Origin of the sequence: Xanthomonas sp. SS (assembly GCF_014236835.1) — a bacterium.
Classification (GTDB): Bacteria; Pseudomonadota; Gammaproteobacteria; order Xanthomonadales; family Xanthomonadaceae; genus Xanthomonas_A.
This window is the reverse complement of sequence record NZ_CP051190.1, coordinates 5,145,404-5,158,174: the sequence shown is the minus strand read 5'-3', so window position 1 is coordinate 5,158,174 and position 12,771 is coordinate 5,145,404. Positions and strand designations below refer to the sequence as shown.

Below are 12,771 nucleotides of genomic sequence, written 5' to 3'. Positions count from 1 at the left end.
CGATCGCAGGTTCGCCATGCGCACCGATACGCAGAATGGACGGCCGCGACCGCGACCGCGCGCGGCGCTGCTCGCGCTACTCGGCGCCTGGCCGTTGCTCGCCGCCGCCGCTCCGGCAACTGCGCCAGGCACCGATGCGACCGCGCCGTGGGTCATGGACAACGGCGTGGTCCGGCTCACGGTCACGCCGACCCTGGGCGGGCGCGTGCTGGGCTTCCAGCGCAGCGGCGGGCCGAACCTGATCAAGGTCGGCGACGCGGTGCAGCGCCAGCCGCTGCCCACGGTCAACGCGGCGGCGAACGATATCCCCTATTTCGGCCACGACGTCTGGGTCGGGCCGCAGAGCGCGTGGTGGCAGCATCAGGACGCCAATCCGGCGCGGCGCGCGGCCCATGCCAACTGGCCGCCGGACCCGTACCTGAGCTTCGCCACCACTACCGTCACCGCGCGCGCGCCGCAGCGCCTGCAGCTGCGCGGCGTGGACAGCCCGGTCAGCGGCGTGCGCCTGCGCAAGATCTTCGCGGTGTCGCCGCAGCGCGCCGACAGCGTGCTGCTGCAGGTGCAGGCGCAGAACGTGCGCAAGACCGCGGTGGCCTGGGACCTGTGGTTCAACACCCGGGTCAGCGCGGCCACGCGGGTGCTGGTGCCGGTCGCGGCCGCCGCCGACATTCGCGTGCAGCCCAGCGATGGCGCCGGCTACGCGCCGCCGCAATACTTGCTGCAGGACGGGCTGATGGCGCTGGCGGCCGCGCCGCCGGGCAGCGCTGGACAACGCGGCAAGCTGCTGCTGCAGCCGTCGGCGGGCTGGATCGCCGCCTTCGCCAACGGCCAGGCGTGGGTGATCCGCTTCGCGCACCAGCCGCGTGCGCGCATCCATCCCGAGCAGGGGCAGGTCGAGTTCTACCTGGATGCGCCGGCCTCCGATCCGGGCAGTGGCCTGCTGGAAATGGAAGTGCACGCGCCGTACCGGACCCTGGCGCCGGGCCAGACCATGCAGGCCGAGGAGCAATGGACATTGCTGGACTACACCGGCGGCGACGACCCGGCGCAGCAGCGCAGCTTCCTGTGCCGGCACGCCGCGGCGCTGGCGCTGGCGGGCGCCTGCACCACGCCCTAGCTCTCGCGTTTAACGCCGCTTGTCTATGATGGAGGCCCTTTCCGCTTCGATCCGGCCCATGCAACGACGCGATTTCCTCAAGAACGCCGCCGCCGCCTTCGCCGCCATGGGCTTGCCCGCGATGCCGATGCTCGGCCAGGCCGCGCCCGCGGTCGGCCTGCGCCGCCTCGGCAAACCGCAGCCCTTCGATTACGCCTGGCTCAAGGGCCATGCCCGGGCCATGGCCCAGGCGCCCTACCAGAGCCACAAGCGGGTGCTGCCGGGACCGCTGGAATCGCTGAACTGGGACCAGTACCAGTCGATCCGCTACCGCCAGGACCACGCGTTGTGGGCGGTGGACAACGAGTCGAAGTTCCAGGCCAAGTTCTTCCACCTGGGCCTGTACTTCAAGTCGCCGGTGCACATGTTCGACCTGGTCGACGGGCAGGCGCAGGAACTGGCCTACGACGGCGCCGCGTTCGATTACGGCAAGAGCGGTCTGCAGGGCAAGCACCTGCCCAAGGAGCTGGGCTTCGCCGGCTTCCGCCTCAACACCAAGCAGGACACCGACCGCGACTTCGCCGCGTTCCTCGGCGCCAGCTATTTCCGCGCGGTGGGCAAGGAAGGCCAGTACGGCCAGTCCGCGCGCGGGCTGGCGATCGATACCGGCACCGGCGGGCCGGAGGAATTCCCGGACTTCATCGCCTACTGGCTGGAGCAGCCCAAGGCCGGCTCGGACACCGTGGTGGTGTACGCGCTGCTGGACTCGCCGAGCGTGGCTGGTGCCTACCGCTTCGCGATCACCAACGGCGACGTGCTGCTGATGGACATCGACAGCGCGTTGTATCCGCGCAAGACCATCGAGCGGCTGGGCCTGGGACCGTGCACCAGCATGTACCAGGTCGGCGAGAACGACCGCCGCATGGACTGGGACTGGCGCCCGGAGATCCACGACACCGACGGCCTGGCGATGTGGACCGGCGGCGGCGAATGGATCTGGCGGCCGCTGTGCAACCCGCCGCAGCTGCGCTTCAACATGTTCGTGGACGAGAACCCGCGCGGCTTCGGCCTGTTGCAGCGCGACCGCAACTTCGACCACTACCACGACGACGGCGTGTACTACGAAAAGCGCCCGTGCCTGTGGGTGGAACCGAAGCAGGGCTGGGGCAAGGGTTCGGTGCAGCTGGTGGAGATTCCCACCATCGACGAGACCTTCGACAACATCGTCGCGTTCTGGAATCCGCAGGACAAGCCGCAGCCTGGGCAGGAACTGCTGTTCGGCTATCGCCTGTACTGGGGCGCGAAGCCGCCAGCGTCCTCGCCGCTGGCGCAATGCGTGGCCACGCGCACCGGCCTGGGCGGCGTGGTCGGGCAGAAGCGCAGCCATTTCTCCTGGCGCTTCGCGGTGGACTTCGTCGGCGGCGAACTGGCCAGGCTCGGCAAGGACAAGGACGCCAAGGTCGAGGCGGTGCTGCAGCTGAGCCGCGGCAGCACCGAGATCGTCTCGGCGCGGCCGCTGCACGAACTCTCCGGCTACCGCGCGATGTTCGACGTGGTGCCGCCGGACGAGGGCACCCAGCAGATCGACATCCGCCTGTTCCTGCGCGCCGGCGACACGCCGCTGACCGAGACCTGGCTGTACCAGTGGACGCCGCCGCCGGCGGCCGAGCGCAAGTTGTATTGAGCGTGGCCGGGGCTGCCGCGTCATGCGCGGCATCGCCTCGCTACTTGCGGTGCCCGACGTCGTTTGTCGCGGCTGAAGCCGCTCCTACAAAAGCTCGCGGGGCCACCGTGCTGGATGCACTGTAGGAGGGGTTTCAACCCCGACGCCTTTTGCAGTGCGATGAAATTGCCGGCTTCGCTCGTCGCGGCTGAAGCCGCTCCTACAGTGGCTTGCGGATAGCGGCCTGGTGCACTGTGGGAGGGACTGCAGTCCCGACGCTTTTCGCAACGCTACGCATCGGCTGGCTTCGCGCGTCGCGACGGAAGTCGCTCCCATAAGAGGCTCGCAGCAAGGTGCCGGGTGCACTGTGGGAGGGACTTCAGTCCCGACGCGCGACCTGTCCGGCATCGCGCGTTGCGGCGGCTCAGGGCTTGGCCGGTTGCGGCGGCTTCGGCGCGGTTTCCTGGGTGATGTCCTCGACATCGCCGATATCCACGCGGCCCGGCGTGCGGCCGTCCCAGACCCGGTCCTGCAGCTTCCAGTACGCCGCCGGTTCCCAGAATTCCTTGGCGTAGAACACTTCCGGATCGACGCTGCCGCCGCGCGGACCGTTGATCTGCAGGCCAGAGGCGCCGGAGTAGCCGAGCATGCTGCCGGTGCTGCGCGACGCTTCGCGGCGCAGTACCGCTTCCTGGCGCGGCTTGGCCACCTGGTCGCCATACGTGGCCAGCATTTTCTTGTCCTGCTTGACCGCGCGCTGCCGCTCTTCGGGCGTCAGCTGGTTCCAGTACTCCATCTTGCGCGTGGTGAAGGCGTCGTAGCCGCGCTCGGAGGCCAGCGCCATCCACAGGAAGCCCATCGCGCGATCCTGCGCGCCGCCCTGGCCTTCCCAGTACATCTCGCCCAGCCGCGCCTGCGACGGCTTGTCGGCGTAGCGCGCGGCGAGCTGGTAGTTCTTCTTGGCCTCGGCGAACTCGCCCTTCTTGTCGGCGCGGATCCCGGCGCGGCGATAGAACAGGTCCAGGTGCGCCTCGAGGAACCCGTCGGTCATCACCTGCGCCGGAATGTCGTCGAAGGTGCGGGCGTTGTCGGCGGCGGCGGCCGGGCCGGACAGCGCCAGCGCAACCGCAACGACCAGCGCGGCGCAGCCGCCGATGGCATATCCCTTGAACTGATGCATAGAACTCTTCCCATGAGTGCGATCGCCGACGATTCTAAATGGGCGTCGCGGCCGCGATCCATAGACTGATGGCCTATGCGGCCGAGGACGGTGTCGACGTTTTCAACCGATGTTCATGGTCGGTGTCGCGTCGACTGCCGCCGAAACGGATCGGCGGATGGATGCACCAAGGCAGTGCATGGCACTCGCGCGGCGTTCGCCTGCGCATGCGGTTGAACCGCGAAAAGTGGCGTCGCGTTCGGCCAACGCCGTCTTTCGTCCGCCGCCGCAGCCGTCAGCCGGCGCGGCGGGCCGACTACCGCGGCAACGCGATCTGCAACGGGTCGATGCGGCCCTCGCCGCGCATGATCTTCTTGAACTCGGCGCGGCTCACCGACACGTAGCGCTCGTTGCCGCCGATCTCCACCTGCGGGCCGTCCTGCACGGCGTGGCCGTCGGCGTCCACGCGCACGGTCATCGTCGCCTTGCTGCCGGTGTGGCAGATGGTCTTGATCTCCTGCAGTTCGTCGGCCCAGGCCAGCAGGTACTGGCTGCCCTCGAACAGCTCGCCGCGGAAATCGGTACGCAGGCCGTAGCACAGCACCGGGATGCGCAGCCGGTCGACCACCTCGCTGAGCTGCCAGACCTGCGCGCGGCTGAGGAACTGCGCCTCGTCCACCAGCACGCAATGCAGCGCGCCATCGCGGGCGATGTCGTCCTGCAGCAGCGCCAGCAGGTCGGTGTCCGGCACGAAGGTGTTGCCATCGGCGCGCAGACCGATGCGCGAGGCGACCACGCCGCTGCCGTCGCGGTGGTCCAGGCGTGGGGTCAGGATCGCGGTGCGCATGCCGCGCTCGCGATAGTTGTGCGCCGACTGCAGCAGCGTGGTGGTCTTGCCGGCGTTCATCGCCGAATAGTAGAAGTACAGTTTCGCCATGGGCCGATTCTAGCGCGGCGGCCGGCCCCGTCGCAGGCCGGAGGCGCGCGGGAAAACCCGTTCAGCGCCAGCGCGGCGGCGCGGTCCTCGCCACCGGCCGGCGCCCGCTACAATGCGCGGCCCAGGGAAGTCTTCATGCACGGTCTCAATCCCCCCCAACGCGCCGCGGTGCTGCATTGCGAAGGCCCGTTGCTGGTGCTGGCCGGCGCCGGCAGCGGCAAGACCCGCGTGATCGTGGAAAAGATCGCGCACCTGATCGCCACCGGCCGCTATCCGGCCAAGCGCATCGCCGCGATCACCTTCACCAACAAGTCGGCCAAGGAAATGCGCGAGCGCGTGGCCAAGCGCATCCGCGGCGACGCCGCCGACGGCCTGACCATCTGCACCTTCCACGCGCTGGGACTGAAATTCCTGCAGATCGAGCACGCCGCGGTCGGCCTCAAGCGCGGCTTCTCGATTTTCGACGCCGACGATGCGGCCGCGCAGATCAAGGACCTGATGCATGGCGCCAAGCCCGATGCGATCGACGACGCCAAGAACCTGATCTCGCGCGCCAAGAACGCCGGGCTGTCGCCGGAGCAGGCGATGGCCGCGGCGCGCAGCAACCGCGAACAGGAAGCGGCCAGCCTGTACGAGCGTTACCAGGCGCGATTGAGCACGTTCAACGCGGTGGACTTCGACGACCTGATCCGCCTGCCGGTGCAGGTGCTGGAGGAGAACGAGGACATCGTCATGGCCTGGCGCGAGCGCATCGGCTACCTGCTGGTGGACGAGAGCCAGGACACCAACGACGCGCAGTACCGGCTGCTGAAGATGCTGGCCGGCCCGCGCGGCAACTTCACCTGCGTGGGCGACGACGACCAGAGCATCTACGCCTGGCGCGGCGCCAACCCGGAAAATCTGATGCAGATGGGCCGCGACTATCCGGCGCTGCAGATCGTCAAGCTGGAGCAGAACTACCGCTGTTCCAACCGCGTGCTGCGCGCGGCCAATGCGCTGATCGCGCACAACCCGCACGAGCACCTGAAGACCTTGTGGAGCGACCAGGCCGACGGCGAGCGCATCCGCGTGTGGGAATGCCGCGACAGCGAGCACGAGGCGGAGAAGGTCGCCGCCGAGATCGCCTACCTGGGCACCGCCAAGCAGGTGCCGTGGAGCGATTTCTGCATCCTGTTCCGCGGCAACTTCCAGTCGCGGCCGCTGGAAAAGGCCTTGCAGATCGCCGGCGTGCCGTACCACATCACCGGCGGCACCGCGTTCCTGGAACGGCAGGAAGTGAAGGACGTGCTGTCGTGGCTGCGGCTGCTGGTCAATCCGGACGACGATGCCGCGTTCCTGCGCGCGGTGCAGGCGCCCAAGCGCGAAGTCGGCGCGACCTCGCTGGCCAAGCTGGCCGAACTGGCATCGGCGAAGAATTTGCCGATGTCGCGCGCGGCCGAGTCGATGGGCGCGCTGCAGCAGTTGCCGCCGCGCGCGGCCAACGGCCTGAGCGATTTCGTCGACGTCCTGCACGACTTGCGCACCGCTTCGCTGACCCTGTCCTCGGCCGACGTGGTGCGCCAGCTCGCCGAGCAGTCGGGGCTGATCCGCGAACTGCGCAGCCAGTGCAAGGACGAAACCACCTTCCAGCGCCGCCGCAGCAACCTGGAAGAACTGGCCAAGTGGTTCGAGGGCGGCCCGCGTGGCGCCACCGTCGGCGACCTGGCGGCGCAGCTGGCGCTGCTGTCGCGCAACGACAAGGACGACGGCGGCAACCAGGTGCGGATGATGACGATGCACGCGTCCAAGGGCCTGGAGTTCCGCTACGTGTTCATCGTCGGCTGCGAGGACGGCGTGCTGCCGCACGAGGTCAGCCTGGAGGAGGGCAACCTGCAGGAAGAGCGGCGCCTGCTGTACGTGGGCATCACCCGCGCCAAGGAACAGCTGTGGATGAGCTACAGCAAGCTGACCCGCAAGTTCGGCGAGCACATCCGGCTCAAGCCCAGCCGCTTCTTCGACGAAATCCCCGCCGAGGAAATGCAACGCGACGGCGCCGACCCGGTGGCCGACGCCGAGCGCAAGAAGGAGCGCGCCAATGCCGGGCTGGCGGCGATCCAGGCGTTGTTTGATTGACGGCGGGGATTGGGGATTGGGGAGTGGGGATTCGTAAAGGCGGTTGTGTGTCGCACTTTGCGTGGCAGGCCTGAGCTGAAATGCGCTCGTGTGTCTGGGCATGCGGGCGATTCCTTCTCCCATCGGGAGAAGGTGCCCCGCAGGGGCGGATGAGGGTACGGGCGAAGCCTCGTACGCCCAAACTCCGCGAGACGCTTCGCGCCGTACCCTCACCCCAACCCCTCTCCCGAGGGGAGAGGGGCTCAAAAACAGGTGCTTGTACATGGACGGCCGAGTGCACTGTAGGAGGGGCTTAAGGCCCGACGCTTTTTCTCAGCACAACGGGGATTGCAGCTTCGCGCGTCGCGACTGAAGTCGCTCCCACAAGAAGCGGTGTCGCCGGAGGCTGCGGCTCTTTCAAGTGCAGCCGCTTGGCTGGCGCTCGCCGGTAGCTGGCTGGGTGCACTGTGGGAGGGACTTCAGTCCCGACGCTGTTTCACTTGGTTGTGGGAGTGCTGGCTTCGTTTGTCGCGACTGATGGCCCAAGGCGACCCAGAATCGCTCCCCACAAAAATAAGAGGCTGCTTTCGCAGCCCCTACATGCATCAGTTCGCAGCCCTGCTTACGACGACAGATGCTCGATCGCCGCAACGCTGCCGAGGCGGTCGCCCAGGCGCTTGAGCAGGGCCAGGCGGTTGCCGCGCAGCGCCGGGTCCTCGACGTTGACCATCACCCCGTCGAAGAACGCGTCCACCTGCGGCCGCAGCCGCGCCAGGAAGTTCAGTACGGTGACGTAGTCGTGCTGGCGCAGCGCGCCGTCGGTTTCCACGATCGCCGCTTCCACCGCTTCGGCCAATGCGCTTTCGGCCGGCTCGCGCAGCAGGGTCGGGTCGATCTGCGCAGGAATCGCGCCCTCGGCCTTGCGCAGGATGTTGCGGATGCGCTTGTTGGCCGCAGCCAGCGCCTCGGCCTCCGGCAGCGTGGCGAAGATGCCGATCGCATCGATGCGGCGGTCGAAGTCGTAGAGCGAGCCGTGGATGGCGGTCGCGGCTGAAGCCGCTCCTACAGGAGCCGCGCTTCCTTCAGCCGCTACCGAGAACAAGGCCGCCACCGCGTTGAAATGCGTTGCCGGCACGCCCTTGTCGGCGTAGTAGCCGCGCAGGCGGTCAAGGATGAAGTCGTAGACCTCTTCAACCTGCTCCAACGATACCCCGCCCACCTGAGACTGCATCGGCGATGTTTCCGCTCCTTTCCGCTTTGCTTCGTTGGCGGCTTCTACTTTCTTCATTACCGCGGTTAGGCGAATGGCTTCCATCGCACGGGTTGCTGCATCGGTCAGCAGCACCTTCAGACTCACATCAAACCCACTCTCGATCACCGTCCGCGCCAACCCCAGCGCATTGCGTCGCAGCGCGAACGGGTCCTTGTTGCCGGTCGGCTTCAGCCCCGCGGCAAACCCGCCTGCCAGCGTGTCCAGGCGCTCGGCAATCGCCAGCACCTTGCCCAGCGGCGACAGTGCGATGTCGTCGCCGGCGAAGCGCGGCTGGTAGGCCTCGTCGATCGCCAGCGCGATCTCGCCCGGCTCGCCGGCGGCCTTGGCGTAGTGGCGCCCGGCGATGCCCTGCAGTTCCGGGAACTCGTTGACCATGCGCGACTGCAGGTCGTTCTTGCTCAACTCGGCGGCGCGCCGCGCCTGTGCGGCGTCCACGCCGACCAGCGGCGCGATCGCCTCGGCCAGCGCGGCCACGCGCTGCACCTTGTCGGCGATGCTGCCGAGCTTGGCCTGGTAGGTCACGCTGGCCAGGCCCGCGCCCATCGCTTCAAGACCCTGCTTGAGGTCCTCGTCGAAGAAGAACTTGGCGTCGGCGAAGCGCGGGCGGATCACCCGCTCGTAGCCCTTGGCCACTTCGGCCACGTCGCGCGAGACGATGTTGGCGATGCCGATGAAGTGCTCGGTCAGCTTGCCGCCGTCGTCGAGCACCGGGAAGAATTTCTGGTTGCTCTCCATCGTCTCGATCAGCGCTTCCTGCGGCACCGCCAGGAACGCCTGTTCGAAATGGCACAGCACCGCCGACGGCCATTCCACCAGGTTCACCACCTGCTCCAGGTTGTCGTCGGAGATGCGCGCGCTGCCGCTGGCCTGGCGCGCGGCCTGCTCGACTTCGGCGACGATGCGCGCGCGGCGCGCGTCCGGGTCCACCAGCACCTGCGCCGCCTGCAGCGCGGCCACGTAGTCGCCCGGCTGGGCCAGCGCGACCGGCGCGTCGTGCAGGAAGCGGTGGCCGCGGCTGATGCGGTCGGCCTGCACGCCGAACAGCTGCACCGGCACCACGTCGTTGCCGAACAGCAGCACCAGCCAGTGCACCGGCCGCGCGAAACCGTAGTCGTGGTCGCCCCAGCGCATCGGCTTGGGGATCGGCATCGCCGCGATCGCCTCGCGCAGGATCTCCGGCAGCAGCGCGGCGGTCTGCGCGCCCGCGGTCACTGCACGGTGCACGAAGCGCTCGCCCTTGGCGTCGCTGGTGCGCTCCAGCGCGGTCCAGTCGATGCCGGCCTTGGCGGCAAAACCGGCCAGCGCCTTGGTCGGCTGGCCGTCGGCGTCCAGCGCGATGTTGAGATAGGGGCCGAGCACTTCCGAACGCTGCTCCGGCTGCTCGGCGGCCACGCCCGGCAGCAGCACCGCCAGCCGCCGCGGGGTGGACAGCGGCTTGGCATCGCCGCGTTCGACCGCGATGCCGCGCTTCTCCAGACCGGCGATCACGCCGTCGAACAAGGCCTGCGCCAGGCCCGGCAGCGCCTTGACCGGCAGTTCCTCGGTACCCAGTTCGATCAGCAGGGGATGTAGTGCGCTCATGTGTCAGACCTTGCTAGCGTTTCCCTTCTCCCTGCGGGAGAAGGTGCCCCGAAGGGGCGGATGAGGGTACGGCGGAGCCTTTGGAGTTTGGGAGTGGCAGGTTCTCGTGCCGGCGTACCCTCACCCCAACCCCTCTCCCGGAGGGAGAGGGGCTCTACAGCCTCAGCGCTTCACGCCGGGGAAGCCCAGCTTCTCGCGTTGCGCGTGGTAGGCCTTGGCCACCGCCTGCGCCAGCGCGCGCACGCGCAGGATGTAGCGCTGGCGTTCGGTCACCGAGATCGCGCGGCGCGCGTCGAGCAGGTTGAAGGCGTGGCTGGCCTTGGTCACCTGCTCGTAGGCCGGCAGCGGCAGGCCCAGCTCGACCAGCCGCTGCGCCTCGCGCTCGCAGGCGTCGAAGCGGTGGAACAGTTCGGCCACGTCGGCATGCTCGAAGTTGTACGCGCTCTGCTCCACTTCGTTCTGGTGGTAGACGTCGCCGTAGGTCACCGGCGCGCCGTCCGGGCCGTAGGTCCACACCAGGTCGTAGACGTTGTCGCAATTCTGCAGGTACATGCACAGCCGTTCCAGGCCGTAGGTGATCTCGCCCAGCACCGGCTTGCACTCCAGGCCGCCGGCCTGCTGGAAGTAGGTGAACTGGGTGACCTCCATGCCGTTGAGCCACACCTCCCAGCCCAGGCCCCAGGCGCCGAGCGTCGGCGATTCCCAGTTGTCCTCGACGAAGCGCAGGTCGTGCACCAGCGGGTCGATGCCCAGCGCCTGCAACGAATCCAGGTACAGCTGCTGGATGTTGTCCGGGTTCGGCTTCATCGCCACCTGATACTGGTAGTAGCGCTGCAGGCGGTTCGGGTTCTCGCCGTAGCGGCCGTCGGTGGGGCGGCGGCACGGCTGCACGTAGGCCGCGTTCCACGGCTCCGGCCCGAGCGCGCGCAGGAACGTGGCCGGGTGGAAGGTGCCGGCGCCCACTTCCAGGTCCAGCGGTTGGATCAGCACGCAGCCGTGCTGCGCCCAGAACTGGTTGAGGGTCTGGATCAGACCCTGGAACGTGATCGGAACGGACCGGGAGACGGGCATGCAGCAAAGGCCGGCAAAGGGGGTGCGCTAGTATAGCGACCGACTTGCGGGGACTTCCGCGCACCGGACCTGACCATGGATACGCGACCTGCCGCGCAGCCGCCCGCCGTGCCTGTACCCGCCGCCGTGTCGCTGCCGCCGGGGCGCCTGAATTTCGAGCGCGTGGTCGCTGCGCTGCTCGCCGACGGCCTGGTCGCGCCGGCCGAGCGCGGCCGCATGCAGTTCTCGGCGCAGTCCGCGCGCACCGTCAGCGACGTGCATCCGCTGGTGCTGCTGTCCAACCTGAAACTGGCCGCCACCCGCCCGCCGGGCAGCGAACTGGGCCTGGAACGGCTGACCGAATGGCTGGCGCAGCGCTGCGGCCTGCGCTACCTGCGCATCGACCCGACCCGGGTCGACGTGGCCGCGGTCACAGCCGTGGTCTCGCATGCCTACGCGCGCCGCCACCGCATCCTGCCGCTGGCGCTGGACGGCGAACGCCTGCTGGTGGCGACCAGCGAGCCGCTGGCGCTGGACTGGCTGGCCGACGTGCAACACCTGGCGCGGCGCCGGATCGAGATCGCGGTGGTCAACCCGCTGGACCTGCATCGCTACACGATGGAGTTCTTCGGCGTGACCCGCTCGGTGCGCGGGGCCAAGGACGGGCGCAACGAGCAGAGCAGCGGCCTGCCCAGCTTCGAGCAGCTGGTGGAACTGGGCCGCGGCGGCGACGTCAACGCCGACGACCACCACATCGTGCACATCGTCGACTGGCTGCTGCAGTACGCCTACGAGCAGCGCGCCAGCGACATCCACCTGGAGCCGCGGCGCGAAGCCGGGCGCATGCGTTTTCGCATCGACGGCGTGCTGCACAAGGTGCTGGAAGTGCCGCCGGCGGTGATGACCGCCATCGTCAGCCGGATCAAGGTGCTCGGGCGCATGGACCTGGCCGAGCGCCGGCGCCCGCAGGACGGACGCATCAAGACCCGCTCGCCGGGCGGGCGCGAGACCGAGATGCGCCTGTCGACCATGCCCACCGCGTTCGGCGAGAAGTGCGTGATGCGCATCTTCGACCCCGACGCGGCATTCAAGAGCGTGGACCAGCTCGGTTTCAGCGCGCAGGAAGCGGCCGGCTGGGCGGCGCTGGTCGAACGCCCGCACGGCATCGTGCTGGTCACCGGTCCGACCGGCTCGGGCAAGACCACCACGCTGTATTCCACGCTCAAGCGCCTGGCCACGCCGGACGTGAACGTGTGCAGCGTCGAGGACCCGATCGAGATGATCGCGCCGGAGTTCAACCAGATGCAGGTGCAGACCAACATCGACCTGGATTTCGCCAGCGGTGTGCGCACCCTGCTGCGTCAGGACCCGGACATCATCATGATCGGCGAGATCCGCGACCTGGAAACCGCGCAGATGGCGGTGCAGGCTTCGCTGACCGGGCACCTGGTGCTGTCCACCCTGCACACCAACGACGCGCCCTCGGCGATCACCCGCCTGCTCGACCTGGGCGTGCCGCACTACCTGGTCGCCTCCACCCTCAACGGCGTGCTGGCGCAGCGCCTGGTGCGCACGCTGTGCAGCCACTGCAAGCGCCCGCACACGCTCAGCGATCTCGAATGGGACGCGCTGCGCGAACCCAGCGAAGCGCTGCCGGACGACGTGCAGGTGCACGCCCCGGTCGGCTGCCTGGAATGCCGCCGCACCGGCTACCTGGGCCGGGTCGGCCTGTACGAACTGCTGCCGGTGACGCCGCGCCTGCGCACGCTGATCCGCGCCGACATGGACCTGGCCGGCTTCAGCCGCGCCGCGCAGGCCGAGGGCGTGCGCAGCCTGCGCCGCGCCGGCCTGGAAAAAGTCGCCGCCGGTCTGACCACCATCGAGGAAGTGCTGTCGGTGCTGCCGCCGCGCGAGTGAGCGC

At 68.7% G+C, this 12,771-nt stretch carries 8 protein-coding genes; 4 read left to right on the top strand and 4 right to left on the bottom strand.

The window, feature by feature from the left end:
* Nucleotides 1-154 precede the first annotated feature (154 nt).
* Nucleotides 155-1,117, top strand: a complete 963-nt coding sequence (locus HEP74_RS21620) for a DUF4380 domain-containing protein (protein ID WP_185816762.1) — start codon at nt 155-157, stop codon at nt 1,115-1,117.
* Nucleotides 1,118-1,175: 58 nt separating this feature from the next.
* Complete coding sequence (locus tag HEP74_RS21615) at nt 1,176-2,780, top strand: OpgD/OpgG family glucan biosynthesis protein (RefSeq protein ID WP_185814618.1); 1,605 nt, start codon at nt 1,176-1,178, stop codon at nt 2,778-2,780.
* A gap of 403 nt (nt 2,781-3,183) precedes the next feature.
* On the opposite strand, the gene HEP74_RS21610 is transcribed toward HEP74_RS21615, so the two are convergent.
* Together HEP74_RS21610 and HEP74_RS21605 are read right to left on the bottom strand one after the other, a co-directional pair.
* The gene (locus HEP74_RS21610) at nt 3,184-3,939 is read right to left on the bottom strand and encodes an SEL1-like repeat protein (protein ID WP_185814617.1); all 756 of its coding nucleotides are present in this window, start codon (nt 3,937-3,939) and stop codon (nt 3,184-3,186) included.
* A gap of 295 nt (nt 3,940-4,234) precedes the next feature.
* Nucleotides 4,235-4,855: a thymidine kinase gene (locus HEP74_RS21605; protein ID WP_185814616.1), complete on the bottom strand. Its 621-nt coding sequence runs from the start codon at nt 4,853-4,855 to the stop codon at nt 4,235-4,237.
* A 135-nt stretch (nt 4,856-4,990) separates the two neighbouring features.
* Between HEP74_RS21605 and rep the strand changes: the two genes are divergently transcribed.
* Nucleotides 4,991-6,967 (top strand): DNA helicase Rep, encoded by a 1,977-nt coding sequence (gene rep, locus HEP74_RS21600; RefSeq protein ID WP_185814615.1) that lies wholly within the window; start codon nt 4,991-4,993, stop codon nt 6,965-6,967.
* Between the two features lie 601 nt (nt 6,968-7,568).
* On the opposite strand, the gene glyS is transcribed toward rep, so the two are convergent.
* Together glyS and glyQ are read right to left on the bottom strand one after the other, a co-directional pair.
* Nucleotides 7,569-9,800, bottom strand: a complete 2,232-nt coding sequence (glyS, locus tag HEP74_RS21595; RefSeq protein ID WP_185814614.1) for a glycine--tRNA ligase subunit beta — start codon at nt 9,798-9,800, stop codon at nt 7,569-7,571.
* A gap of 162 nt (nt 9,801-9,962) precedes the next feature.
* Nucleotides 9,963-10,871: a glycine--tRNA ligase subunit alpha gene (glyQ, locus tag HEP74_RS21590; RefSeq protein WP_003469925.1), complete on the bottom strand. Its 909-nt coding sequence runs from the start codon at nt 10,869-10,871 to the stop codon at nt 9,963-9,965.
* Nucleotides 10,872-10,946: 75 nt separating this feature from the next.
* Here glyQ and HEP74_RS21585 point away from each other — a divergent pair, with 75 nt between their 5' ends.
* Nucleotides 10,947-12,767 (top strand): GspE/PulE family protein, encoded by a 1,821-nt coding sequence (locus HEP74_RS21585; protein ID WP_185814613.1) that lies wholly within the window; start codon nt 10,947-10,949, stop codon nt 12,765-12,767.
* Nucleotides 12,768-12,771: the final 4 nt, after the last annotated feature.